This is a genomic window from Burkholderia sp. SRS-25, from assembly GCF_004343765.1.
Taxonomy (GTDB): Bacteria; Pseudomonadota; Gammaproteobacteria; order Burkholderiales; family Burkholderiaceae; genus Burkholderia; species Burkholderia contaminans.
The window spans coordinates 13,634-39,766 of record NZ_PTXM01000031.1 but is presented as its reverse complement, the minus strand read 5'-3'; the positions used below and the strand labels follow the sequence as shown (position 1 = coordinate 39,766).

The following is a 26,133-nucleotide window of genomic DNA, read 5'->3' as shown; positions in this document are numbered from 1 at the left end:
GCACACCAACCAACATTACACCCACGAAAGAATTTCTTAACTCGCAAACGTTTGCTATTTCATTCATCTTACAATTTGGCATTTTTACTATGTAACCCACCGCACAAAACAACCGTAACACCATGATTTTTATAATAAAAATTGAGTCGAGCGCAGAATCCCCAAACCCTTCACTAAACATTCTTACAACTTTCAAATACATTCTTCACAGATACATCAAAACGCGATCCATTAACCATCCTTTAACTTTCCAAACGCTCTATTTATCACTTTTTATCAATCTGAAAAATCCTCCTCCAATAAACTCCGCCCATCAATTTTGAGATTCGCGCGAGCGCACGGAGTATTCCTCTAACAAAAGAGACCGGTGTGTGGCGTGCATATTTGGAGGTAGCAGGACATGAACCGCACATACCGCTCGATCTGGAACGAGGCTCTTGGCGCATGGGTTGCCGCATCGGAGCTGGATTCTGCACGGGGCAAGAGCAAACGCTCGTCATCGGTCAAGTTGCTCGTCAGCTTGTTGCTGGTTGGCGCCGCACAGGCCAGCTACGCCGGTCTTTATACGTTCAGCGGAGGTAATGGAGGGGCCAATTGCGGTTACGCCGCCGGTACCGGACCCGACGGCGTGCGCTCGTATGTTGCCGGCACGAATCCCCAGGACGGCAGCGGCGGCTGGTCGTCGGTTGCCGGCTGTAATGCGAACGGCAACAACCTGACCGGCGTCACCCTGTTCGGCTCGTATACGACGGCCTCCGGCAACGGGGCCGTGGCTATCGGCATGGGCGCCTATGCCGCGCAATTGGCAACCGCCAACGGTCTCCAGGCAACGGCCTCGGGTCAATCGAGTACCGCACTGGGTTACAACGCATTGGCGGGCGGCACCGGCTCCGTGGCGCTGGGCGCCAATGCTGCGACGGCAGCCGACGGCTCGATCGCAATCGGTACGGGAGCCAAGACCACGGGCGGCTCGCAGGACATCAACTCGATTGCGATCGGCAATGGCGCGACAAGCTACGGCCAAAGCTTCGCGCTGGGTACGGGCGCATCAGCCGACCAGAACGGCTTTTTGCAACAAAACAGCAGTGTCGCTGTCGGCGCTTTGGCCAAGACGTCGAACAACACGACGCGTGCAGTTGCACTCGGCGTAGGCGCAACAGTCGACAACTCGAGCACGGTGATCGATGCTGGCATGGCGCTGGGCGCAGGCGCCACGTCGGCGGCGAACAGCGCGGCCGCACTGGGCACGAACGCAAAGGCTTACGGAAACAACTCCATCGCGCAAGGCACGAACGCCGTCGCAGGGGTCAGCGGTTCGCTGACCCCTGCGAACGATATCGCGCTCGGCAACGGCGCAACTGCGTCGGGCGGCAGCTCGGTTGCTTTGGGTTCGGGCGCGACTTCCACCGTCGCCAATTCGGTCGCCATCGGCACGGGGTCCACCGCCAGCGGCAGCGCATCGGGTACCACCGGAGGTACCGGCACCGTCAGCAGCACGATCAACGGTCAGTCGTTCGGCACCTTTGCCGCGGCGTCATCGACCGCCGGTGTTGTCAGCGTCGGAAATGTCGGTTCGGAACGTCGCATCCAGAACGTCGCGGCAGGGCTCGTCAGCAGTACCAGCACTGACGCAATCAACGGCAGCCAGCTCTACGCAGTTGCGAGCACGACGACGTCGAGCATCACCAGCCTGTCGACGTCGACCTCGACGGGTCTGTCGTCGACAAACAGCTCGATTACGTCGCTGTCCACCTCGACCTCGACCGGTCTCTCGTCAGCCACCAGCTCGATCGGTTCGCTTTCCACGGGCCTCAGCTCGACCAATAGCTCGGTGACGTCGCTGTCCTCGTCGACTTCGACGGGTCTCTCGTCGGCCAACAGCTCGATCACTTCGCTGTCGACTTCCACGTCGACCGGCCTCTCGTCGGCCACCAGCTCCATCGGTTCGCTTTCCACGGGCCTCAGCTCGACCAATAGCTCGGTGACGTCGCTGTCGACTTCGACTTCGACGGGTCTGTCGTCGGCCAATAGCTCCGTCACTTCGCTGTCGACTTCCACGTCGACGGGGCTCTCGTCGGCGAATAGCTCGATCACCTCGCTGTCCACGTCCACGTCGACCGGCCTGTCGTCGGCCAACAGCTCGATCGGTTCGCTGTCGACCGGTCTCTCGTCGACCAATAGCTCCGTCACGTCGCTGTCGACCTCCACGTCGACCGGCCTCTCGTCGGCCAGCAGCTCGATCGGCTCGCTCTCGACCGGTCTCTCGTCGACCAATAGCTCCGTCACGTCGCTGTCGACTTCCACGTCGACCGGCCTGTCGTCGGCCAACAGCTCGATCGGTTCGCTCTCGACCGGTCTCTCGTCGACCAATAGCGCCGTCACTTCGCTGTCGACTTCCACGTCGACCGGCCTGTCGTCGGCCAACAGCTCGATCGGCTCGCTTTCCACGGGCCTCAGCTCGACGAATAGTTCGGTGACGTCGCTGTCGACTTCAACCTCGACGGGTCTCTCATCGGCCAACAGCTCGATCACCTCGCTGTCCACGTCCACGTCGACCGGCATCAACTCGCTGTCCACGTCCACATCGACGGGTCTGTCGTCGGCCACCAGTTCGATCACCTCGCTGTCCACCTCGACCTCGACTGCGATCGAAGCCGCGAAGACGCACTACTACAGCGTCAACGACGGTGGTGTGCAGCAAGCCAACTACAACAACAACGGCGCAACGGGCATCAACTCGCTCGCCGCCGGTGTAGCCGCCACTGCAGCGGGCGCGAGCAGTGTCGCCGTCGGCAATGCTGCAAACGCAGGCGGCGCAAGCGGCGTCGCCGTCGGCAATGCTGCGAGTGCGAACGCAAGCAGCGCGGTCGCGATCGGCCCGAATGCCGTCGCGAGCAACGTCGGCAGCGTCGCGCTGGGCAGCGGCTCCGCCACGGCCGCGGCCAACCCGACGCCTACCGGTACCGTCGGCGGCGTGACCAGCACGTTCGCGGGCGGCAATCCGACGAGCGTCGTCAGTGTTGGCAGCTCGACCAACCAGCGCCAGGTCACGAACGTTGCGGCCGGCGCGATCTCCTCGACCAGTACCGACGCAATCAACGGCTCGCAGCTCTTTGCAACCAATGTGGCCGTGGATTCGCTGTCGACGACGGTGTCGTCGTCCAGCAGCGCAATCTCGTCGCTGTCCACTGGCCTGAGTTCGACCAACAGTTCGGTCTCGTCGTTGTCGACTTCCACGTCGACGGGGCTCTCGTCGGCGAATAGCTCAATCACTTCGCTCTCGACGTCGACTTCGACGGGCCTCTCGTCGGCAAACAGCTCGATCACTTCGCTGTCCACCTCGACTTCGACGGGGCTCTCGTCGGCGAATAGCTCGATCGGTTCGCTGTCCACCTCGACTTCGACCGGTCTCTCGTCGGCAAACAGCTCGATCACCTCGCTGTCGACTTCGACCTCGACCGGCCTCTCGTCGGCAAACAGCTCGATCACGTCGCTGTCCACGTCGACGTCGACCGGCCTCTCGTCGGCGAATAGCTCGATCGGTTCGCTGTCCACCTCGACTTCGACCGGTCTCTCGTCGGCAAACAGCTCGATCACCTCGCTGTCCACGTCGACGTCGACGGGGCTCTCGTCGGCGAATAGCTCGATCACTTCGCTGTCCACCGGCCTCAGCTCGACGAATAGTTCGGTGACTTCGCTGTCGACCTCGACTTCGACCGGCTTGTCGTCGGCTAACAGCTCGATCACCTCACTTTCCACGTCGACGTCGACCGGGCTCTCGTCGGCGAATAGCTCGATCACCTCGCTGTCGACTTCGACTTCGACCGGTCTCTCGTCGGCAAACAGCTCGATCACTTCGCTGTCCACCTCGACTTCGACCGGTCTCTCGTCGGCAAACAGCTCCATCGGTTCGCTGTCCACGGGCCTCAGCTCGACGAATAGCTCGGTGACATCGCTGTCGACTTCGACGTCGACCGGCCTGTCTTCGGCTAACAGCTCGATCACCTCGCTCTCGACTTCGACCTCGACCGGCCTCTCGTCGGCTAACAGCTCGATCGGTTCGCTGTCCACGGGCCTCAGCTCGACGAATAGTTCGGTGACTTCGCTGTCGACGTCGACTTCGACGGGTCTGTCCTCGGCCAATAGCTCGATCACATCGCTGTCGACTTCGACCTCGACCGGCCTCTCCTCGGCCAACAGCTCGATCACGTCGCTCTCGACTTCGACCTCGACGGGCCTGTCGTCGGCCAATAGCTCGATCACATCACTGTCGACTTCGACTTCGACGGGCCTCTCGTCGGCCAACAGCTCGATCACCTCGTTGTCGACTTCGACCTCGACGGGCCTGTCGTCGGCTAACAGCTCGATCACGTCGCTGTCGACCTCCACGTCGACGGGCCTCTCGTCGGCAAACAGCTCGATCACGTCGCTGTCCACGTCGACCTCGACGGGCTTGTCCTCGGCGAATAGCTCGATCACGTCGTTGTCCACGTCGACCTCGACCGGCCTCTCGTCGGCTAACAGCTCGATCACGTCGCTGTCCACGTCGACCTCGACGGGCTTGTCCTCGGCGAACAGCTCGATCACCTCGCTGTCGACCTCGACTTCGACTGGCCTCTCGTCGGCCAACAGCTCGATCGGTTCGCTGTCCACGGGTCTCAGCTCGACAAATAGTTCGGTAACCTCGCTGTCGACTTCCACGTCGACCGGCCTGTCGTCGGCTAACAGCTCGATCACTTCGCTGTCGACTTCAACCTCGACCGGCCTCTCGTCGGCTAACAGCTCCATCGGTTCGCTGTCCACGGGTCTCAGCTCGACGAATAGCTCGGTGACCTCGCTGTCGACCTCGACTTCGACTGGCCTCTCGTCGGCCAACAGCTCGATCGGTTCGCTGTCCACTGGCCTCAGCTCGACGGATAGTTCGGTGACCTCGCTGTCGACTTCGACGTCGACCGGCCTGTCGTCGGCTACCAGCTCGATCGGCTCGCTCTCGACCGGTCTCTCGTCGACCAATAGCTCGGTCACGTCGCTGTCGACCTCGACCTCAACGGGTCTGTCTTCGGCCAACAGCTCGATCACGTCGCTGTCCACGTCGACCTCGACGGGGCTGTCCTCGGCTAACAGCTCGATCACGTCGTTGTCCACCTCGACCTCGACGGGCCTGTCTTCGGCCAACAGCTCGATCACCTCGCTGTCGACTTCCACGTCGACCGGCTTGTCGTCGGCCACCAGCTCGATCGGTTCGCTGTCCACGGGTCTCAGCTCGACGAATAGTTCAGTGACTTCGCTCTCGACCTCGACTTCGACCGGCCTCTCGTCGGCCAACAGCTCGATCGGTTCGCTGTCCACGGGCCTCAGCTCGACGGATAGTTCGGTGACGTCGCTGTCGACCTCGACCTCGACGGGCCTCTCGTCGGCCAACAGCTCGATCGGTTCGCTGTCTACGGGCTTGAGCTCGACAAATAGTTCGGTGACTTCGCTCTCGACCTCGACTTCGACCGGCCTCTCGTCGGCTACCAGCTCGATCAGTTCGCTGTCCACGGGCCTCAGCTCGACGGATAGTTCAGTGACGTCGTTGTCGACTTCCACGTCGACCGGCCTCTCGTCGGCTACCAGCTCGATCGGTTCGCTGTCCACGGGCCTCAGCTCGACGAATAGTTCGGTGACTTCGCTGTCGACTTCGACCTCGACGGGCCTCTCGTCGGCAAACAGCTCGATCACCTCGCTGTCGACTTCCACGTCGACCGGCTTGTCGTCGGCCAACAGCTCAATCGGTTCGCTGTCCACGGGCCTCAGCTCGACGGATAGTTCGGTGACGTCGCTGTCGACCTCGACTTCGACCGGCCTCTCGTCGGCCAACAGCTCGATCGGCTCGCTGTCCACTGGCCTCAGCTCGACGGATAGTTCGGTGACGTCGTTGTCGACTTCCACGTCGACCGGCCTTTCGTCGGCTACCAGCTCGATCGGTTCGCTGTCCACGGGTCTCAGCTCGACGAATAGTTCGGTGACGTCGCTGTCGACTTCGACCTCGACCGGCCTCTCGTCGGCAAATAGCTCGATCACCTCGCTGTCGACTTCGACCTCGACCGGCCTCTCGTCGGCAAACAGCTCGATCACCTCGCTGTCGACTTCCACGTCGACCGGCTTGTCTTCGGCCAACAGCTCGATCGGTTCGCTGTCCACTGGCCTCAGCTCGACGAATAGTTCGGTGACGTCGCTGTCGACTTCGACCTCGACCGGCCTCTCGTCGGCGAACAGCTCGATCACCTCGCTGTCGACCTCGACCTCAACCGGTCTCTCGTCGGCCACCAGCTCGATCACCTCGCTGTCCACGTCGACCTCGACCGGCATCAACTCGCTGTCCACCGGCCTGAGCAGCACGAACAGCACGATCCTGTCGCTGTCCACGTCGACGTCGACCGGCATCGGCTCGCTGTCCACCGGCCTGAGCAGCACGAACAGCTCGGTGTCGTCGCTGTCGACCTCGACCTCGACCGCGATCAATGCCGCGAAGACGCACTACTACAGCGTCAACGACAACGGCGTGCAGCAAGCCAACTACGACAACACGGGCGCAACGGGCACCAACGCCCTGGCAGCCGGCGTGAACGCCAGCGCGGCAGGCGCCAGCAGCGTCGCGGTCGGCGACGGTTCGAACGCGCAGTCGGCAGGCGCGGTCGCCATCGGCCAGAACGCATCGGCAACGGGCGGCAAGGCCGTGTCGATCGGCTCCGGCAACACGGCAACCGGCGACGGCGCGGTCGCGATCGGCGACCCGAGCATCGCAACGGGTACCGGCGCGGTGGCGATGGGCGCGAACGACACGGCGACCGGCAACGGCGCAGTGGCGCTCGGCAACGCGAACACGGCCAACGGCGCGAGCGCACTTGCACTCGGCAGCTCGAACCAGGCTACCGCGGACAACACGATCGCGCTCGGCAACCAGGCCACGGCAAGCGCGACCGGCGCGCAAGCGTATGGCTCGGCAGCGCAGGCAACCGCCGCCGACGCACTCGCCTTCGGCACGAATGCACAGGCCAACGTCGCCAACTCGATCGCACTCGGCGCGAACTCGGTCACGAGCGCCGCGAACCCGACGTCGAGCGCCACGATCGGCGGCGTCACGTACCCCTTCGCAGGCGGCTCGCCGGTCGGCGTGGTGAGCGTCGGCGCACCGGGCCAGGAACGCCAGATCACGAACGTCGCCGCGGGCCGGATCTCGGCCAGCAGCACGGACGCGATCAACGGCAGCCAGCTCAACGCGACGAACAACGCGATCAACACGCTGTCGACGTCGACCGCGTCGAACGTCGCGTCGCTGTCCACGGGCATCAACTCGCTGTCCACCGGCCTGAGCGCGACGAACAGCAACGTGGCCTCGCTGTCCACGTCGACCTCGACCGCGATCAACTCGCTGTCGACGGGCCTTAGCACGACGAACAGCAACGTGAACTCGCTGTCGACGTCGACCTCGACCGGCATCGGTTCGCTGTCCACCGGCCTGAGCACGACGAACAGCAACGTGGCCTCGCTGTCGACCGGCGTGACGAACATCAACAACCAGTTGAACCAGTTGTCGACGACGCTCAACAACAACACGACGCGTGCGGCGAACAACAACGGCGTGGCGGCCGACATGAATGGCACCGGCACCGACCACCCGACCGTCACCGCCGGCTCGAACTCGGTGGCGATCGGCGCGAATTCGACGGACGGCGGCCGCTCGAACGTGGTGTCGGTCGGTAGCGACACGCAGCAGCGCCAGATCACGAACGTCGCGCCGGGTACGCAAGGCACCGACGCGGTGAACGTGAACCAGCTGACGCAGGTGCAGACGACGCTGTCGACGGCACTGTCGGGCCAGCAGGCGCAGATCAACTCGCTGGGTTCGCAACTGCAGCAGACCGACCAGATGGCGAAGCAGGGTATCGCGGCCGTCGGCGCGATGGCATCGATCCCGCAGCTCGATCGCGATGCCAACTTCGGGATGGGCGTGGGTACGTCGACCTTCCTCGGCCAGAAGGCGATGGCGGTCAACATGCAGGCTCGCATCACGGAGAACCTGAAGGCGTCGATCAACGGCGGCTTCAGCGGCGGTCAGAAGGTGATCGGCGCCGGCATGCTGTACCAGTGGAAGTAACGCGTCGCGCCGCCAGGCCGCCCGGCACGCCAGCCGGACGGCCCGCGGCGGCCCCGACGGCCGGACGAGCCCGCCGCGCCACCCGCGGCGGGCTTCAGTCAACCCAAGCATTGAGGATGTAACCGTGAACAAACTCGCTCTTGCGCTCGCACTCTCCGCAACGGCCCTCGCCGCGTGCTCCACCGCATCCGGCCCGACCTTCAGCGCCTCCGAACTGCAGCCGCGCGACGGCGTGCGCACCTTCCAGGTGGACTGCCACGGCCTGCTGTCGGGCCCGCAGACCTGCATGAAGGCCGCCCGCAAGATTTGCGGCGAAGAGCCCGTGCGCGCCGTCGATTCGGCACGCGCGCTGCGCGACAAATCCGATCCCGCGACGCTCGTGTTCCAGTGCGGCGCCGCGGCGGCCGAGGCGGCTTCGGCCCCGGCCGCCGCGCCGGCGACTGCCGTCGTCGAACAGGTGAACCTGTCGGGCGACGCGCTGTTCGCAACCGACCACGCGACGCTCGCCCCGACCGCGCGCGAATCGCTCGACCGGTTGCTGAGCGAGCGCGCCGACCACACGTACTCGCAGGTGAGCGTCATCGGCTTTACGGACTCGGTGGGCAGCGACGACTACAACCTCGCGCTGTCGAAGCGCCGCGCCGAATCCGTCGCGGCGTACCTGAAGGCGCACGGCCTGAAGACCGACTCGCTGACGGTCACGGGTCGCGGCAAGGCCGATCCGGTCGCGTCCAACGCGACGCCGGAAGGCCGCGCCAGCAACCGCCGCGTCGAAATCCGCCTGCAGCACTGAGCGGGCCGCCGCCGCGCGCGGCGCCCGGTCCGGCCGGCCGCCGGCCCCGCACCCGACCTCCGCCGGACCGCCCGGGCGCCGCTTCGCCGGCGCCCGTTTCCGTTGGCCGGCGGCTATGTCAAAGTTCGTCACGTCCCGCCAAAACCGGGGGTTTCCGTGCCACAATCGCCGCAGACAGTCGCCGGGGCAGCCGCCCGAATCGCACGCCGTGCCAGGCGTGCCCGACGACACGCCGGAAACCGGCTGCCGCCCTCGCGAACCAGGTCGCCCGATTCGCCCGCCGTGGCGCACCGGCGCACATGCAACCATGACGATCCACGGCGCGCCGCTTTCGGGCCAGACGCTCGACGCGATGCCCGGACGCACGACGCCGCAGAGGAAACCAACCGGTGACGGACATCAATGAAGCCGCCTCGGGCGGCACCCGCAAGCAACGGCCGGCGGTCGGCATCTCGCTGTTTGCGCGCGACGGCCAGGCGATCTGGGAAAACGGCATACACCAGAACATCGCGTTCCTCGCGATGATGCTCAAGCGCTCGGATCGCGTCGGCCCCGTCTACTTCCTGAACGGCGGCGACGCCAATGCGCTGCCGGCCGGCCTCGAACTCGACGGCCTCGACATCCCGCTCGTGAAGCCCTCCGACGTCACGCACGAACTCGACGTCGTGATCGAAATGGGCGCGCAGTTGCCGGTGGAATGGCTCAGGCACATGAAGGCGCTCGGCAAGAAAATCACCGCGTTCTTCTGCGGGCACGTGTATGCCGGCCTGTGCGAAACGCCGATCTTCGGCAAACCGTCGGGGCACATCTTCAACGGCGCGCCGTTCGACGAAGTGTGGCTGCTGCCGCAATACGACAAGACGGCCGCGCCGATGCTGCAGACCATCCTGCGCGCGCCCGTCCATCTGATGCCGCACATCTGGTCACCGTACTTCCTCGATCGCCGCATCGCCGCGCTCGCCGCGGAAGGCGCGACGTTCGGCTATCGGCCCGGCCGCCGCCCGTGGCACCTGGCGATGCTCGAACCGAACATCTCGGTCGCCAAATCCTGCCACTACCCGATGCTCGCGTGCGACGAGTTCTACCGCGCGCGCCCGGACGCGGTCCAGCACATGTTCGTCGTGAATTCGTTGCACATGAAGGAGCATCCGACCTTCGTGCACTTCGCGAACAGCCTCGACCTCGTGCGCCAGCACAAGGCGACCTTCGAGCCGCGCCTCGACCTGCCGGGCTTCATGGCGCGCCATGCGGACGCTGTCGTGTCGCACCACTGGGAAAACGGGCAGAACTACCTGTATTACGACGTGCTGTACGGCGGCTACCCGCTGATCCACAACTCGACGCTGATCGGCGACGCCGGCTATTACTACCCGGACTTCGATTCCGCGGCAGGCGGCCGAGCGCTGCTCGAGGCCTGGCTGCATCACGACGAACGCCTCGACGACTATCGCGCGAAGGCCGGCCGGCTGCTGCAGTCGGTCTCGATCGACAACCCCGCGAACCTCGACGCGTTCGTCTCGCGTCTGGTCGCCTGAACCGGAGAATACGCATGTCGGACTCCAATGCCCGTCAAGCGCCCGGCGAGGGCAAGCGTCTCGTCGTCGGCGTATCGCTGTTCGTGCGCGGCGCCGGCCAGTCGCTGTGGGAAAACGGCATTTTCCAGAACTGCCTGCTGCTGATCCTGCTGCTGCGCCAGTCGCCGCTTGTCGCGGAAGCCGTGATGGTGAACGGCGGCGAACAGGTCGCCGATCCGCAGATGATGCTCGGCGAATGGGACGTGCCGCTGCTGTCGATGGACGAAGCGCTGCAGCGCTGCGACGTGCTGATCGAAATGAGCGCGCAGTTCGGCGCCGACTACCTGCGCGCGTTCCGCGAGCGCGGCGGCAAGGTCGTCACGATGCGGGTCGGCAACGACTACGTGATCGACATCGAACGCGCGATGTTCGACAAGCCGTCGGGTTTCCTGTTCTCGGGCGCGCCGTACGACGCCGTGTGGACGATCCCCGAATTCGAGCGCACGTGCCTGCACTATTACCAGTCGGGCCTGCGCGCGCCCGTCACGATCGTCCCGCACATCTGGCACCCGATGCTGTTCGACAAGGCGCGCGCGACGCTCGGCGCCGGGCTGTCGTTCGGCTATGAGCCCGGCAAGCCGCGCTGGCGCGTGACGATGTTCGAGCCGAACATCTGCATGGTGAAGACGAGCGTCATTCCGATGCTGGTGACGGAGGAAGCGTATCGCGCGCAACCGGATTTCCTCGAGTTCGTGCGCGTGTGCAACACGCTGCACCTGAAGGAACATGCGACGTTCGTCCACTTCGCGAAGAGCCTCGACATCGTGAACCACGGGATCACGACGTTCGAAAGCCGCTATGCGGTGTACGAGTTCATGGCCGCGTACGGCGATGCGGTGGTGTCGCACACGTGGGAAAACGCGCAGAACTACCTGTACTACGAGCTGCTGTACGGCGACTATCCGCTGATCCACAACTCGCCGTTCCTCGGCAAGGCCGGGTATTTCTATCCGGACTTCGACTGCCACGCCGGCGGCCGCGCGCTGCTGAAGGCGTTTGCCGAACATGATGCCAACCTCGAGGCGTACCGCGAGCAGTCGAGGCACGTGCTCAGCGCCGTCAGCATCTACAACCCCGAGAACGTCGCCGCCTATACGGACGCGATCGCCACCCTCTATCGCGACGCGTGACGCGCCGCCTTTTCCGGACTCCGACATGAATGCACGCACGCCCCTCACTCGCGCCAAATGGCTGATCGGTTGCGCCGTCGCTTCGATCGCGATCGGCGCGCACGCGCAATCCGCCGGCGAATCGGCCGACGCGCTGCTCCGCGACTCGGATGCGGTGTTCAAGCAGCTCGATGCCGGCCAGTACGGCGCGGTGTGGACCGACGCGGCCCCGTTCGTGAAGGCGCGCATCAAGCAGGACCAGTTCGCGGCCGACATGCAGCATGCACGTCAGTCGGTCGGCACGGTCAGCCGTCGCGGGTGGGCGCAGATCACGCGCATCCGCTACACGAATGCGGCGACGACGCCCGACGGGCTTTACGCGAACGTCGACTACACGACCACACTGACGAGCGGCGCGACGGTCTACGAGAAGCTGAGCTTCCGCCTCGAAGACGACGGTCGCTGGCACCTGACTGGCTACGTGCCGCGCCAGTCGCAGAATTTCGCGCAATAACCCGCGGGCAGCGCCCCCCCACGGAGCCGATCCGATGAAACTCAATGTCGCGATAACGATGAACGTGCAGCGCGACGCGACGCAGTCGATCTGGTACAACGGCGCGAATCAGCACTGCGTGTTCCTATACATGCTGCTGAAGCAGTCGCCGCTGATCGGCGAGGTCTGGCTCGCGCACGACGACGGCATCACCGACTATCCGCAAGCGCTGATGATGGACGCGTTCGGCGACGCGCTGCGGCCGCTGTCAGCCGTCGTCCACCAGACCGACCTGCTGATCGAAATGAATGCGTTCATCGATCAGACCCACACGGATGCCGTGCGCCGGCGCGGCGGCAAGTGCGTGTCGTACCGCTTCGGCAACGACTACGTGATCGCGGTCGAAACGATCAACTTCGAGAAGAATCAGTGGCGGCCGAACCCGAACCGCGTGCAGTTCGACGAGATCTGGACCAACCCGCAGCACATGCACACGTGCGCGGCGTATTTCCAGGCCGTCTATCGCGCGCCGGTGATCGAGCTGCCGCACATCTGGTCGCCGTATTTCATCGAGCGCAGCCTCGACGCCGATCCTGAACTGAAGGCGCGCTTCGGCTATCGCAACCACGGCACCGCGAAGCGCATCGCGTTCTTCGAGCCGAACCTGAACGTCGTGAAGAGCTCGATCGTGCCGATGCTCGCCGCGAACGCGTGCTACGTCGAGCATCCGGAGCTCGTCGAGCACGTGTTCATGACCAACACGTTCGACAAGAAGGAAAACGTCGCCTTCAAGCATCTCGCGCTCGGGCTCGAGATGGTGCGCGACGGCAAGGCAACCGCCGACGTGCGTGCACCGTTCGTCGCGTGGGCCGCGCATCACACCGACATCGTCGTGTCCCATCACTGGGAAAACGGCCTCAACTACCTGCTGTACGACGCGCTGTACGGCAACTACCCGCTCGTGCACAACTCGCCGTTCCTGCGCGACGTCGGCTACTACTACCCGGACTTCGAGATCTTCGATGCGGCGCGTGCGATCGCGACCGCCGCGCAGACGCATGACGGGCGGCTCGACGACTACGCGGCCGCGGCCCGCCGCTGCCTGCATCACGTCGACACGCTCGCCGAGCACAACGTCCACGCGTATTCCGCGCAGATCCGGCAGCTGTTCGACGGCCGCGCGCTCGGCTGACCTCCTTCGTCCACGCTAGCATCCATGAATCAGACCGTCCGCAATTTCGTCGTGATCGATTCGATTCACGGCCCGTTCGTCATCAACCGGCACTGCGCGTTTCAGGCCGAAGCGCTGATCAAGACCGGCCGGCCGCATATCCAGGGCGAGCTCGACACGATCCTGCACGTGATCGACCAGTTGCCGGACGATGCGATCGCGGTGGACGGCGGCGCAAATGCGGGGCTCGTGTGCGTGCCGATCGCGCACCGGCTGCGTGCGCGCGGCGGCCGCGTGTATGCGTTCGAGCCGCAGCGCACGCTGTTCCATGCGCTCGGCGGCACCGTCGCGCTCAACCAGCTCGACAACGTCCATCTGCTGAACATGGGGCTCGCCAGCACCAACGGGACGATGAAGGTGCCCGACGTCGACTACGGACAGGAGGCCGACTTCGGCCAGGTCTCGCTCGTCGACGGGCGGGCTGACGGCGGCACGCCGACCCCCGTCGTGCGGCTCGACTCGCTCGGGCTGCCTCGGCTGGATTTCCTGAAGCTCGACATCGAAGGGATGGAGATCGACGCGCTGCGCGGCGCGCGCCGGCTGATCGAGACGCATCTGCCGTGGTGCTGGATCGAATACTGGAAAGTCGGCGAGGCGCCGATCATCGCCACGTTCGCCGGCCTCGACTACACGTTCTACCGGATCGACGGCCTGAACATGCTGTGTGTGCCGAACCCGCGCTGGGACCGGCAGAAGCTGATCATCTCGGGCGATCCGCTCGCCGTCACGTCTAAGGCGGAAAACGATACGGCGCTCCCGGCAGCGGCAACCGCAGCCGCCGACGCCGAGGCGCCCGAAACGAACTGGAATCTCGCACTCGACCACGAGTCGCGCGGCGAATGGGGTCATGCCATCGACCGCTGGCAGCGTGCGCGCGACCGCGGGCTCGACGACGATGCGATCGCGCTGCAGCTCGCGTCGTGCTACGGCTTCGCCGGCGCACCCGAAGCCGGGCTCGCGGCGCTCGAACGCTTCGGCGATCCCGCCGCCCTGCCCGACGCGACGCGCGGGCGCATCGAACTCGCGCGCGCGGCGCTGCTGCTGCGCGCCGGCCGGCGCGACGAGGCCGCCCGCGCCACCATCGCCAGCGAAAACGTGCTGACGGCCACCCAGTTCGGGCTGCCGACGGAGCGGCTCTACCAGGGCCAGCCGCTGCGAGGCAAACGGCTGCTCGTGCTCAGCTACGGCGGCGTCGGCGACCAGCTCCAGTACGCGCGCTACCTGCCTACGCTCGGCGCGCTCGGCTGCACGAGCGTGACCGTCGTCGTGCCGGACGCGCTGACGGGCCTGCTGCGTCACACGTTCCCGCACATCGAATTCATCGGCGCACACGGCGCATGGGTCGACACGTCGCAACTCGCGCACGACTACTGGTGTTCGTGCCTGATGCTCGCCGCGCAGTTCGGCTACGCGCCGGCGCCCGCGGGCTCGGCCGCCGCGTACCTGTCGTGCCCGCCCGCGCACGCGACCGCGTGGCGCGAGCGCGTGCAGCGCGACGGCCACCCCGCCGGCACCCGCCGCATCGGGCTCAACTGGCGCGGGCGCGACGAAAGCGACGCGCGCTTCCATCGCGCGGCCAGCCTGCGCGACCTCGCGCCGCTGACGCGGATGCATGGCCACGCCGCGTACTGCATCAACCGCGACCTGTCCGCGCAGACCGAGCAATCGGACCTGCCGGTGACGTTCCCGCATCATGAGATCGGCGATTTCAGCGACCTGGCGGGGCTGATGCTGGCGCTGGATGCCGTGGTGACCACCTGCACCGCGCACATCCACCTCGCCGGCGCGCTCGGCGTGCCGGCCGTGCTGCTGCTCAGCCCGAAAGCCGACGCGCGCTGGGAAACCGGCTCGCGCACCGCGCTCTATCCGGGCATCCGGATCGTGCGCGCCGCGCGCGTCGGGCAATGGGACGACGCGGTCGACCGCGCGATGGCGTTCGTGCTCGGCGGCTTCGGGAAGGATTGATCGACGGGATGCGGATCGGGGCCGCGGCGTACGGAGGATGTCGACGCGGGCCGCGCGTCTCGGCTCCGCGAGCGCCGGGACCTGCGACGGCTCATTCACGTCGACGATCACGACGGCCCCGCGCCCGCCACCCTGCTCGGTGAAATACACGGCCTCCGGCTTGACCGCTTGGCCCGTGACGGGCGTGAACAGGCGCTAGACCAGCACCCGATCGCCGCTCTGCGCGGCGAACGTACGGCCATGCCGCCGCCCCATCCGCGCGAGCACCGCAAAGCAATGCGCCACCGGCCGGCTGGCGCTGCCGGATTGCTTGACGAGGCTGTCGGATACGCCACGCGCGATGGCCGAATCGTCGCCGCACGCGCCTGCGATAACGGCCGCGTAATAGTGCCGCGCCGCCAGCTCGCGGCCGCCGGCGTCGAGCGGCGTCATTCGCTGAATGCGGCGCGCAATGGCTTTCAGGCCGTCGAGATACGGCGCGACGTCGATCGGCACATCGGTCGATTCGGCGCCCAGTTGCCACAGCATGTCGGCCAGCTCGGTGATCGCGACGAGGTCGCGCGCACCGGTCGCCTGCGTGCCCGTTCCGCCTCCGGCCTTCGTCCCTGCCATGCTCGACCCCTTTGCGATTCGTCCCGGCCACGCGCCGATCACGCCCGATATCGGCGTGCATGCGGCACGCCACCTCGCCCGTTCCCGCGCCGTCACGCGGCGGCCGGCGACCGCCACGAAAAACGGATGCCCTGCGCCCAGGCGACGCCGGCATCCACGATGATCTGCCGGTCGACCTCGCTCTCCACGCCTTCGACGACGACGTGTCGCGCACCTTCATGTGCGAACGCGATCAGCCGGCGAAACTGGTAACGCCCGATCGCGTTGCGCTTGATCATCGACAGAATCGACCGGTCGAGCTTCACGATGTCGGGATTGCCGACCACCAGGTTGTTCAATGCACTGAAGCCGACACCGAAATCGTCGATCGCGATGCGGCACCCGGCCCGCTGGAAGCGGCTCACGAATGATCGCCCCGCGACGGGATTCAGCGGCCCCGTCTCCGTGATCTCGACCACCAGACGCGCCGCGACCGACGGCTCGCGCTCGAGCCGCCTGAAGATGGCCAGCCACGCGTCGTCGACCACCGCACTCGCCGCCGCCACGTTGCAGCCGTAGACGGCAGCCGGATCGGCGCGCAGCGCGTCGATCGTCCGGCCGACCACGAGCCGGTCGAACCACCGCATCAACCCGAGCGCCTCGAGGCGCGGCAGGAACGCGACCGGCGGCAGCGCATCGCGCTCGCCCCACCGCAATCGCGCCAGGCACTCCTGGTACAGCACACCACCCGACAGGTCGGCCCGGCACACGGGCTCCTGTGCGAACCCGAGCCGGCTTTCCACGAAACTGCGTACCGACGCAAGGTCGGGATGATCGTCGGGGGCGCCGAACACGAGATCGATTTCGTCACGATTCGCTTCCCGATTCGCCTCCAGGCGAGCTTCGACCGCATTCATCCGGCGCTCCGGCAAATGGCGAGCCGCCGATCGCGGCTCGACCTCAAGAAACATGCGGAGCAAGCCGACCATGACGCGCTCCGCCGCCTACCCGGCCATCCTGTTATGTCGATCTTTTCCGGGAGCGTACTTTTCGCTTCGGCGCGCCGTCAAATTCGATATTTTTCACGATATTCAGTAACTGGAAATACACCATGCGCACGCGATATCGAATGTGCGACAGGCCACACTAATGCAAATTATGGAACTCCGATCCGGATACTGTTTATTTCTCTTACCTAAACAACCCGATCCGACTCAATTCCCCTGCAACTCATGGATCCCGAAAATCAGGAAATCCCGAATTGATCTGATCAATACTGGCCCGTGAGGCATCGTTTCATCACCCGCTACCAGGCCTACCGCAGAGGCGCTCCAGCCCGTTTGCCCTACGTCTGAAATCGGCTGCCGCACGTCATTCGATCATTGCAGCATTCAATTTTATTGTTTCAAACGAATTATTAAATTTTCAAACTGGAATCTGACAGCCCTGAATCGATAATATCAATTTAATTTATATGACGATTATCGATTGAACCATTTTTAACAATCTTAAATACTTGTTAACCTTTAAAATGATTTCCGACGGACTTCCCTCGGAGCCGTCAAATTCGTGCCTTCAAAACCGTCGAACCGATCGGGTTCGGCGGTTTCTTTTTTAACGGCACCATTTCGTCAGACATTAGGGCGGGACTATCCCGATGGCGGGATTCGGCGCGACGGTGTGCATCGCGCGAAAGATAAGGCCTTATGCGGCCGATGCGCCGACCAGATTCGCGAGCAGCGCATCGTATTCGGCGACGAGTGCCGGATTGGCCGACGTATAGCGGCCGAGGATCTGGCGCTGGCGCCGCGTGTACGCTTCCCAGTCGTCATCGTGCGTATGCAGCGCGCGCAGCAGCGCATCGGCGCCTTGCTGCACGTCGTTGTCCGGATAGTAGTAGCCGAGATCGGGCGCGAGGCTCGCGTTGTGCACGAGCGGATAGCCCTGCCAGCACACGTCGAAATAGAAATAGTTGAGCGGGTTCGACCATTGGTGCGACACGACGATATCGGTCAGGTCGGCCAGGAACAGCGGCGTATCGAAGCGCCCGACGAAGCTCGCCTTGCCCGCGCGCACGATGTCGAGGTAGTTCATCAGCATCACGAACTCGGGGCTGTCGTGTGCGAGGCGGTCGGCATTCGTCACGTGCGTGAAGCAGATCGCGTCGGGGTCTCGCCGATACGCTTCGTCGATGATCAGCATCGGATACACGCAGAACTTCACCACGTCGTGGTTCGGCTCCATCACCGTCAGGCGCTTGCCGGGCTCGCTGCGCGGGCGGTATTCACCGTGCTCGGGCAGCGGCGCGGCGCGCGCACTCAGGAACATCGGATCCCACACGAACGGCACGACGCGCCCCGGGCAGCGGCGCAGCGACTGCAGGAACGGCAGCGACGAAGGCGCGATCTGCGGAATCGCCCACACCTCGTCGTAGCCGCGGTTGATGAACAGCGAATCCCACAGCCGGCGGCCGAACAGCATCGACTCCATCACGTTGATGTACTCGACGCCGCAGCAGTAGCTGACGAGCTTCGCGCCGCGCGCCTTCAGGTACGCCGTCTGCTCGCCGTTGACCTGGCCGCCGAGCTCGATCACCACGTCGAGCGAATCCTTCATGTCGTCGAACGTGCGCGTGTCGAATACGTTGCGATCCCACGGCAGCGCATCGGTGAGCGGCACATCGGTGGTGTTGACCAGCGTCACGCGGTAGCCGTGCGGCGACGCCATCAGCAGCTTCGCGAGAAACAACGCGTTCTGCTTGATGCCGTTGATCCACAGGCTTTCGTCGGGGGCACGCAGTCCGATCGTGATACCGATGCGCAGGCCGTTCAGGACAGGAGACGTCATCGTCGGCAGGATGGAAGGTTGGATGGGGATGGAATGGACGCAGTGTAGCGCGCGATGCGCCGCCCGCGTCAAGCGGCGCGCCGGCGGCAAGCCGGCATTCTAGCGGAGCGCCGGCCCCATACTGTCAGGGATGGTCAGCGCGCGGCCGCCGCATGCAAATCGGCGAGACGGTTGTGCGATACTCCGGCGACCCGCCGCGCGACCGGGATGCCGGGGGATGGCCGGACGGTATCGGCATCCGGCGCGTGCAGAAAAAGACCTCGCAACAACGCTGCGAAAACATGGCTGACAGAATGGAACGCGACGCCGCGCAAGTCTTCCGGACTATCCGTCACGAGCAAGGGCGGCACGCGCCGGAACGCGTGCCCGGCCGCGATGCCGTGCCGGCACACCCCGCGCCCGGCGCCCGCGGTTACCCGCTTCGAGGCCGTCGGAGCCCGCGATGATCGTCCTCAGCCATTTCAGTCACGACGCACCCGCGAGCCTCGAGAATCACCGGCAATACGCGCAGGCGCACGGCTATCGCCACGAAATCGTCGACGCCTCCGCGATGCCGCAGGCGCTGCCGTTGCGGCCGCTCCATCGCTACGAATCACTGCTCCATGTGCTGCGCGGCGCGCAGCCCGACGAACTCGTGCTGCTGCTCAGCGAAGATGCGGCGATCATCGAGCCCGTCGCGCTCGACCGCCTGATGAGCGGCCGCGACATGCTGTTCGTCGACGCGTTCGCGCCCCCATTGCCGCAGGTCGACGTGCAGATCTGGCGCAATACGGCGGCCGTGCGGGCGATCGTGATGCAGCTGGTGCAGCGCTGCAAGCTCGGCAGCGAACCGCGGCTGACCTCGGAGGCCGCGCTGTTCGCGGCGCTCGACACGCATCACCACATGACCCCGATCGACGGGGTGTATCCGGTCATGCCGACCAGCCCCGACCTCGATCCGATGTGGAGCCGCGAACCGACGTTCGCGATCAGCATCGACGACACGCCGCACGATCCCGAACGGAAAGGCACGACGCGCCGTTTCCGCGACGCGCTCGTGGCGTACGTCAATCGATGCCGTGCCGCTGGCCGGCCGATGTTCTCGTTCGATCACGCCGCCGCCAATACGCCGGACGAAGCCGCCGAGCGCAGCACCTACAATCCGGGCAGCCCGATCGCGTTGATGACGCTCTACACGCCGAACATCGGCAGCTATGCGCGCGTCGCCGAACGGAATTTCCGGCGTTATTGCGACACGCACGGCTACACGCTCTACGTGCATCGCGACATTCCGGCCGAAATCGGCCTGAACGCGACCGGCAACTGGTTCAAGCCGTGGCTGTTGCATGCGTACCTGCAGCATCACGAATGGGTCGTGTGGCTCGATGCCGACGTGCTGATCGCGGACCAGCAGAAAGCGCTGGCGCCGCTGCTCGAAGGGCGCGACTGGCTGCTCGCACACGACCTCGGCCAGTGGGCGTTCAACTCGGGCGTGATGGCCTTCCGGCGCACCGGGCGCAACGACGCGATGCTGCGCGACATGATGACGACGATCACCGCGCTGCACGACCGGTCGAGCGTCTATGCGAGCGACGGCGACCAGCTGCATTTCATTCGCGCGATGGAGCGCGACGGGCAATTGCACGGCGAAGGCGTGGCCGATCTCGTCAGCTTCAACACGCCGTGGCTGTTTCGCCGCGCGGACAGCCACATCGTGCACTACTACGGAATGTGGTCCGCGATGCGTGCGCTGATGATGGCGCACGACGACGGGGTGCTGGGCTGACGCAGAGGTTCGAAGCGGCAAAACCCGCTGGATGACTACAATCAAGTTCCCGAGAGACGGCGCTCATCGCGTGCCGGCAAGCCGCCGGCACGCACGGGCTACGGTCAGATCGCCGTCATCGTCGGCGCGACGGCGGCCGGATCGGTGAGGCTGGGATTGCCGGTTTCGACGTGCCCCGCGATGCGGCGCGTCCATCCTGCATTCCCCGCCACCGCGAACTGCAGGTCGTACCAGTGGCTGCTGCACGACAGATCCCAGCGCGCCTCGACGCGCTGCCCTGCCGGCACCGTCAGCGTGCGCGGTGCGCCACCGTACGCGACATCGGTAGCCGTGACCGTGAGCGTGCCGGTGCCCGCGTTGGCGATCGTCACGTACACGTCGCCGTTGGCCGTGTCGTAGCACGGCGTGATTTCAGGCTTCGCGCCGGCATCGGCCGCGGCCGACCCCGCGAAACGCCGGAAATAACCGTTCGGCCCCCACACGCTCACCAGGTAGTTGCCGTTCGCGTCGAGCGCCCACGTATCGGTCAGCTGCTTGCCCGCTTCGACCGTATAGCGGCGCGGCATCGCGGTCGCGTCCCCCGTATAGACCCAGAAGTGCGCGCCCTGCGTGCCGGTATTCGCGAACGTCAGCGCGTAGCCCTGCGCCTGGAGCTGGCCGGTCACATGCAGTTCGTACGGCAGCGCGCGCGCCGGCCGCGTGCCGGGTTCCTGCGCCGTCACGACCTGCTGCGCGGTGCTGGCCGGCGCGGTCTGCGACGACGCGCGCGAGCACTGCAGGTCCGCCTGCGCGACATACGCCTGCGTGCTCGGCAGGGTCGGCAGCGTGGCATCCGATTTCGAGAAGTCGAGCGCCGACGTCAGGTCGCCGCAGATCGCGCGGCGCCATGGCGAGATGTTCGTTTCCATCACGCCGAAGCGCTTCTCGATGAATTGCAGCACCGACGTGTGATCGAAGACCTGCGAGCAGACGAAGCCGCCCTTCGACCACGGCGAGACCACGAACATCGGCACGCGCGGGCCGAGGCCGTACGGCAGGTTGTCGGCCGTGTATGTGCCCGTCTGCGTCGAGGTCACGACGTTGTGCCGCTCGAGCGACACATCCACCGTACTCATGCCGGAGCCCGGCAGCGTCGGCGCCGACGGCGGCACGACGTGATCGAAGAAGCCGTCGTTCTCGTCGTACATGACGAGCAGGACCGTCTTGCTCCATACGTCCGGATTCGACGTCAGCGCATCGAGGATCGTCGACAGGTAGTACGCGCCGTACAGCGGCGTGAACTTCGGATGCTCCGAATACGCGGCAGGCGGCAGCAGCCACGATACCTGCGGCAGCGCGTTCGCCTGCACGTCGGCCTTCAGCTGCGTGATCGGGCGCGTGCTCATTCCGCGCGTCTGCAGCGACGAGCCGGCCGGCGCATTCACGAAGTTGTTGAAGCACGCGAGCATGTTCGTGCCGTAGTTGCCGGTGAAGTTGTCGAACCCGGTACCCTGCTGGTAGATCTGCCACGAGATGCCCGCCTTCTCGAGGCGCTCCGGGTAGGTCGTCCAGCTGAAGGGCGGCAACTGGACCTTGTCGAACTGGTTGTCGATGTAGTCGGTGTTGTCGAGCAGCGGGCCGCCGCCCGTGCCGAGCGGGTCGACCATGCCCGTCATCAGATACATGCGGTTCGGGTGCGTATTGCCCGGAATCGAGCAGAAGTAGTTGTCGCACACCGTGAACGCATCGGCGAGTGCATAGTGGAACGGAATGTCGTCGCGGACGTGATAGCCCATCGTCATGTTCGACTTCTGCACCGCCCATTGATCCGCGCGGCCGTTGTCTATCGCGCCGTGCGTCGTCGCCCACGTATGCGGCAGGCCGCCGATACATTGCGCGTTGACGCCCGGGTTGGTCGTGTCGTAGCGGAACGGCGCGATCACGCTCGTCTTGTCCTCCTGCCGCGGCTGGAACCACACCGGCTTGCCGTTCGGCAGCGTGACAGGGAAGCGGTCGTTGTAGCCGCGCACGCCGCTCAGGTGACCGAGGTAGTGGTCGAACGAGCGGTTTTCCTGCATGAACACGACGATGTGCTGGACATCCTGGATCGTGCCCGTCACGGAATTCGGCTCGATCGCCAGCGCCTTGCGGATCGATTCCGGCAGCAGTGCGGTGGCGGCGGTCGCACCGGCGAGGCCGGCGGAGAACTTCAGAAAGTCGCGTCGCGAATGGGTGGCCATGCTGGTTGCTCTTGATTGGATTTCTGGTGGAAACGGCCGGGATCAGGAAGCGGGCGAGGAAGCAGGTGCGGTGAATCCGGGCGGACAGTGCATCTGCGCGGTGGCGACCACGCCGCCGCCGCAAGCGGCCTTCTGCTGCGCGACGGGCGCGGCGGGTGCCGTCACGTCGTCGTTGCAGGCGCCGAGGAGTGCGGTCAGCGCGATCAGACCAGCGACCGCGAAGGGCCGTAGGGCCGAGTTTCGCATAACGTCTCTCCGTGGAGGTGATGACGTGACACAGGCGCGGGTGCGCACCGGTCATATCGACGGCGAGATGCTAATTTCGACGTGTTACACGATGGTGTCGCGCCAAGACGCGAGCGGCGTGCACGCAGATGGCGGCACGTGTCGGGGCGGAAGAGAGCGTGAAACGTAATGCAATCGAAAGATTCGCATTACTTCGTTTTGCCGTAGCGATCGAAGCAGGCCCGTCGCAATCCCGGTTGTGAAACGAATCGCGAAGCTTCATTGACGGGCCGGCAGCCGCAGCAGCCGGCCCGCATACGGTGAAACAGGCGGCGCTCAGCCCTCCGCCATCATCAGCAATTGCGCGCCATCCGAAACCTGGTCGCCGACGCCGTACAGCACTTCCGCGACCACGCCCGCGCTCGGCGCGCCGATCGTGTGCTCCATCTTCATCGCTTCCATCACGATCAGCGGCGTACCCGCTTCGACCTTCTGGCCGGGCTCGACCAGCACGGCGATCACCTTGCCGGGCATCGGCGCGGTCAGGCGGCCACCGCCCTGCTCCGCGTCACCCGCATGCGCGAGCAGGTTGCGCCATTCGAACGTCTCGGCCGCGCCCTGCGTGAACACGTGGAAGTTGTCGCCGTCCGCATACACGCGGCCGCTGCTGCGCACGCCGCCGAGCGTCACGTCGAAATCGAGCGGCGTGGCGCCCCGCGTCCACACGAACGGTTGCGCGGCGGCGTCGCCGATCGCGAGGCGCGCAACCGCGCCGTCGTCCTCGTACGTCACCGTCACGTTCGCTTCGCGTTCGGCCGCGTGCCATTCGAGCGTGCGGCGATAGCCGCCGTTCAGCCGCCAGTCCGGCAGCGCGCCCCACGGCGACGAACCCTGCGCGGTCGCGCCGCGTTCGCGTGCAAGCAGCGCCGCACACGCGAGCGCAAGCATCGCGCGCGGCGGCTCCTGCGGCGCGAACAGCGTGTCGTGGTTGCGCTCGATCAGGCCCGTGTCGAGATCGGCCGTCGCGAACGGTGCGCACGCAACGATCCGCTGCAGGAACGCGGCGTTCGTATGCAGGCCGACCACTTCACAGGCACGCAGTGCACGCAGCATCAGGCTCAGCGCTTCCGCACGGTCCGCGCCATGGACGATCAGCTTCGCGATCATCGGATCGTAGAACGGCGTGATCGCGTCTCCTTCGCGCACGCCGCTGTCGACGCGCACCGAGGCGCCGATCGCGAACTCGACACCGGCCGGCAGCCGCAGGTGCTTCAGCGTGCCCGTCGACGGCAGGAAGCCGCGCGCCGGGTTCTCCGCATAGAGGCGCGCCTCGAGCGCGTGGCCCTGCACGTGCAGTTCGTCCTGCTTCAGCGGCAGCGGCTCGCCGGACGCGACGCGCAGTTGCCACTCGACGAGATCGAGGCCCGTGACCATCTCGGTGACCGGATGCTCGACCTGCAGGCGCGTGTTCATCTCCATGAAGTAGAACGCTTCGCCCGTCATGATGAATTCGACGGTGCCCGCGCCGACGTAATTCACCGCACGCGCGGCCGCGACGGCCGCCTCACCCATCGCCTGGCGCACGTCGTCGTGCAAACCGGGCGCCGGCGCTTCCTCCAGCACCTTCTGGTGACGGCGCTGCACCGAGCAGTCGCGGTCGAACAGGTACACGGTATTGCCGTGCGTGTCGCCGAACACCTGCACCTCGACGTGGCGCGGGCGCGTCAGGTATTTCTCGATCAGCACGCGATCGTTGCCGAAACTGCTCGCGGCTTCGCGCTGGCACGACGCGAGCGCCGCCGGGAAATCGTCGGAGCGCTCGACCACGCGCATCCCCTTGCCGCCGCCGCCCGCGCTGGCCTTCAGCAGCACCGGATAGCCGATCGCGTCGGCTTCGCGATGCAGGTTGGCCGCGTCCTGGTCGTCGCCGTGATAGCCGGGTACGAGCGGCACGGCGGCCGCGTGCATCAGTGCCTTCGCGGCGGCCTTCGAACCCATCGCCGCGATCGCGTCGACCGGCGGCCCGATGAAGACGATGCCGGCCGATTCGCACGCATGCGCGAAATCTTCGTTCTCCGACAGAAAGCCGTAGCCGGGGTGAATGGCCTGCGCGCCGGTGGCGCGCGCGGCTTCGATGATGCGCTCGATGCGCAGGTAGCTGTCCGCGGCGGCCGAGCCGCCGATGTGCACGGCCTCGTCGCACGCGGCCACGTGCTTCGCGTTCGCGTCCGCGTCGGAATAGACGGCGACGCTCGCGATCCCGAGACGTTTGCACGTCGCGGCGACGCGGCACGCGATTTCGCCGCGGTTGGCGATCAGAATCTTGTCGAACATGGCTTCGGTGTCGTCCGGAAAGAGGGGGTCACGCGCGCTGCGCGATCATTCACGCCACGACGGCGTGCGCTTTTCGAGGAAGGACGCAATCCCTTCGCGCGCTTCCGCGCCGGCGCGGGTGCGCGCGATCCAGTCGGCGGTCTGCTCGATCAGCGTCGCGTCGAGCGGGCGGCCTGCCACGTCGGCGACGAGCCGCTTGCACGCCTTCACCGCGTCGGGGCCATTCGCGACGAGCGTCGCGGCCAGCTTCGCGACCGTGTCGTCGAGCGCCTCGGCGGGCACCGCGTCGTGAATGAAGCCGAGCGACGCCGCACGCGCGCTGTCGAACACCTCGGCGGTCGTGAAGTAGCGGCGCGCCGCGCGCTCGCCCATCGCGCGCACCACGTACGGCGCGATCGTCGCGGGGATCAACCCGAGCCGCGCTTCCGACAGGCAGAACTTCACGCCGTCGGCGGCGATCGCAATATCGGCCGCCGCCACCAGGCCCACGCCGCCCGCATACGCATCGCCATGCACGCGGGCGATCACCGGCTTGCCGCAGCGATGGATCGCCTCGAGCATTCGCGCGAGCTTGCGCGCATCGGCACGGTTCTCGTCGTCCGAGTAACCGGCCATCTTCTTCATCCAGTTCAGGTCCGCGCCCGCGCAGAACGCCGCGCCTTCCGCGGCGAGCACGATCGCGCGCACGCCTTCGTGCGCGTCGAGCCATTCGAACGCGGTGGTCAGCTCGGCGATCGTCGTCTCGTTGAACGCGTTGCGCACGTCGGGACGCGCGAGCGTGACGGTCGCCACGCGGCCGGCTTCGCTTACCTTGATCGTTTCGTATCGCATCGTTCAGCCCTCCCGG

15 protein-coding genes are annotated in these 26,133 nt (G+C 65.7%); 8 read left to right on the top strand and 7 right to left on the bottom strand.

Annotation, left to right across the window (positions count from 1 at the left end; all coding sequences use genetic code 11):
• The first annotated feature begins 400 nt into the window (after positions 1-400).
• The 7 genes from C5O79_RS33950 (at position 401) to C5O79_RS33920 (ending at position 15,305) form a co-directional block, all read left to right on the top strand.
• On the top strand, positions 401-8,140 hold the full coding sequence (locus C5O79_RS33950) for a YadA-like family protein (RefSeq protein ID WP_131932144.1): 7,740 nt from the start codon (positions 401-403) through the stop codon (positions 8,138-8,140).
• Positions 8,141-8,264: 124 nt separating this feature from the next.
• Positions 8,265-8,933, top strand: coding sequence for an OmpA family protein (locus C5O79_RS33945; protein ID WP_122476756.1), 669 nt, complete (start codon positions 8,265-8,267; stop codon positions 8,931-8,933).
• Between the two features lie 389 nt (positions 8,934-9,322).
• The gene (locus tag C5O79_RS33940) at positions 9,323-10,468 is read left to right on the top strand and encodes a DUF2827 domain-containing protein (RefSeq protein ID WP_046549709.1); all 1,146 of its coding nucleotides are present in this window, start codon (positions 9,323-9,325) and stop codon (positions 10,466-10,468) included.
• Between the two features lie 14 nt (positions 10,469-10,482).
• Positions 10,483-11,637 (top strand): DUF2827 domain-containing protein, encoded by a 1,155-nt coding sequence (locus C5O79_RS33935; protein WP_122476758.1) that lies wholly within the window; start codon positions 10,483-10,485, stop codon positions 11,635-11,637.
• Between the two features lie 25 nt (positions 11,638-11,662).
• Positions 11,663-12,130 (top strand): DUF4019 domain-containing protein, encoded by a 468-nt coding sequence (locus C5O79_RS33930; RefSeq protein ID WP_047851184.1) that lies wholly within the window; start codon positions 11,663-11,665, stop codon positions 12,128-12,130.
• A gap of 34 nt (positions 12,131-12,164) precedes the next feature.
• The gene (locus C5O79_RS33925; protein WP_071331985.1) at positions 12,165-13,301 is read left to right on the top strand and encodes a DUF2827 family protein; all 1,137 of its coding nucleotides are present in this window, start codon (positions 12,165-12,167) and stop codon (positions 13,299-13,301) included.
• A gap of 24 nt (positions 13,302-13,325) precedes the next feature.
• Positions 13,326-15,305: an FkbM family methyltransferase gene (locus tag C5O79_RS33920; protein WP_122476761.1), complete on the top strand. Its 1,980-nt coding sequence runs from the start codon at positions 13,326-13,328 to the stop codon at positions 15,303-15,305.
• A gap of 195 nt (positions 15,306-15,500) precedes the next feature.
• Here C5O79_RS33920 and C5O79_RS33915 read toward each other — a convergent pair whose 3' ends face one another.
• The 3 genes from C5O79_RS33915 to C5O79_RS33905 form a co-directional block, all read right to left on the bottom strand.
• The gene (locus C5O79_RS33915) at positions 15,501-15,917 is read right to left on the bottom strand and encodes a hypothetical protein (protein WP_046549714.1); all 417 of its coding nucleotides are present in this window, start codon (positions 15,915-15,917) and stop codon (positions 15,501-15,503) included.
• Between the two features lie 92 nt (positions 15,918-16,009).
• Entirely contained in the window at positions 16,010-16,813 is an 804-nt protein-coding gene (locus C5O79_RS33910) for an EAL domain-containing protein (protein ID WP_046549791.1), read from the bottom strand.
• A 787-nt stretch (positions 16,814-17,600) separates the two neighbouring features.
• Positions 17,601-18,743, bottom strand: coding sequence for a DUF2827 domain-containing protein (locus C5O79_RS33905; RefSeq protein ID WP_047851187.1), 1,143 nt, complete (start codon positions 18,741-18,743; stop codon positions 17,601-17,603).
• Positions 18,744-19,185: 442 nt separating this feature from the next.
• Between C5O79_RS33905 and C5O79_RS33900 the strand changes: the two genes are divergently transcribed.
• Positions 19,186-20,508: a galactosyl transferase GMA12/MNN10 domain protein gene (locus C5O79_RS33900; protein ID WP_122476763.1), complete on the top strand. Its 1,323-nt coding sequence runs from the start codon at positions 19,186-19,188 to the stop codon at positions 20,506-20,508.
• Positions 20,509-20,612: 104 nt separating this feature from the next.
• Here C5O79_RS33900 and C5O79_RS33895 read toward each other — a convergent pair whose 3' ends face one another.
• The 4 genes from C5O79_RS33895 to C5O79_RS33880 form a co-directional block, all read right to left on the bottom strand.
• Positions 20,613-22,727 carry a phospholipase C, phosphocholine-specific gene (locus C5O79_RS33895; RefSeq protein ID WP_047851189.1) on the bottom strand — a complete coding sequence of 705 codons (2,115 nt, stop codon included), beginning with the start codon at positions 22,725-22,727 and terminating at the stop codon, positions 20,613-20,615.
• 42 nt (positions 22,728-22,769) lie between these two features.
• Positions 22,770-22,973 (bottom strand): hypothetical protein, encoded by a 204-nt coding sequence (locus tag C5O79_RS33890; protein WP_039339629.1) that lies wholly within the window; start codon positions 22,971-22,973, stop codon positions 22,770-22,772.
• A 315-nt stretch (positions 22,974-23,288) separates the two neighbouring features.
• Positions 23,289-25,286, bottom strand: coding sequence for an acetyl/propionyl/methylcrotonyl-CoA carboxylase subunit alpha (locus tag C5O79_RS33885; RefSeq protein ID WP_122476766.1), 1,998 nt, complete (start codon positions 25,284-25,286; stop codon positions 23,289-23,291).
• A gap of 45 nt (positions 25,287-25,331) precedes the next feature.
• On the bottom strand, positions 25,332-26,117 hold the full coding sequence (locus C5O79_RS33880; RefSeq protein WP_122476769.1) for an enoyl-CoA hydratase/isomerase family protein: 786 nt from the start codon (positions 26,115-26,117) through the stop codon (positions 25,332-25,334).
• Positions 26,118-26,133: the final 16 nt, after the last annotated feature.

Excerpts from the sequence above, each read along its gene's own strand:
- C5O79_RS33950 (WP_131932144.1), top strand. The coding sequence starts at position 401 with ATGAACCGCACATACCGCTCGATCTGGAACGAGGCTCTTGGCGCATGG.
- C5O79_RS33935 (WP_122476758.1), top strand. The coding sequence starts at position 10,483 with ATGTCGGACTCCAATGCCCGTCAAGCGCCCGGCGAGGGCAAGCGTCTC.
- C5O79_RS33930 (WP_047851184.1), top strand. The coding sequence starts at position 11,663 with ATGAATGCACGCACGCCCCTCACTCGCGCCAAATGGCTGATCGGTTGC.
- C5O79_RS33925 (WP_071331985.1), top strand. The coding sequence starts at position 12,165 with ATGAAACTCAATGTCGCGATAACGATGAACGTGCAGCGCGACGCGACG.
- C5O79_RS33920 (WP_122476761.1), top strand. The coding sequence starts at position 13,326 with ATGAATCAGACCGTCCGCAATTTCGTCGTGATCGATTCGATTCACGGC.
- C5O79_RS33915 (WP_046549714.1), bottom strand. The coding sequence starts at position 15,917 with ATGGCAGGGACGAAGGCCGGAGGCGGAACGGGCACGCAGGCGACCGGT.
- C5O79_RS33910 (WP_046549791.1), bottom strand. The coding sequence starts at position 16,813 with ATGAATGCGGTCGAAGCTCGCCTGGAGGCGAATCGGGAAGCGAATCGT.
- C5O79_RS33905 (WP_047851187.1), bottom strand. The coding sequence starts at position 18,743 with ATGACGTCTCCTGTCCTGAACGGCCTGCGCATCGGTATCACGATCGGA.
- C5O79_RS33900 (WP_122476763.1), top strand. The coding sequence starts at position 19,186 with ATGATCGTCCTCAGCCATTTCAGTCACGACGCACCCGCGAGCCTCGAG.
- C5O79_RS33895 (WP_047851189.1), bottom strand. The coding sequence starts at position 22,727 with ATGGCCACCCATTCGCGACGCGACTTTCTGAAGTTCTCCGCCGGCCTC.
- C5O79_RS33890 (WP_039339629.1), bottom strand. The coding sequence starts at position 22,973 with ATGCGAAACTCGGCCCTACGGCCCTTCGCGGTCGCTGGTCTGATCGCG.
- C5O79_RS33885 (WP_122476766.1), bottom strand. The coding sequence starts at position 25,286 with ATGTTCGACAAGATTCTGATCGCCAACCGCGGCGAAATCGCGTGCCGC.
- C5O79_RS33880 (WP_122476769.1), bottom strand. The coding sequence starts at position 26,117 with ATGCGATACGAAACGATCAAGGTAAGCGAAGCCGGCCGCGTGGCGACC.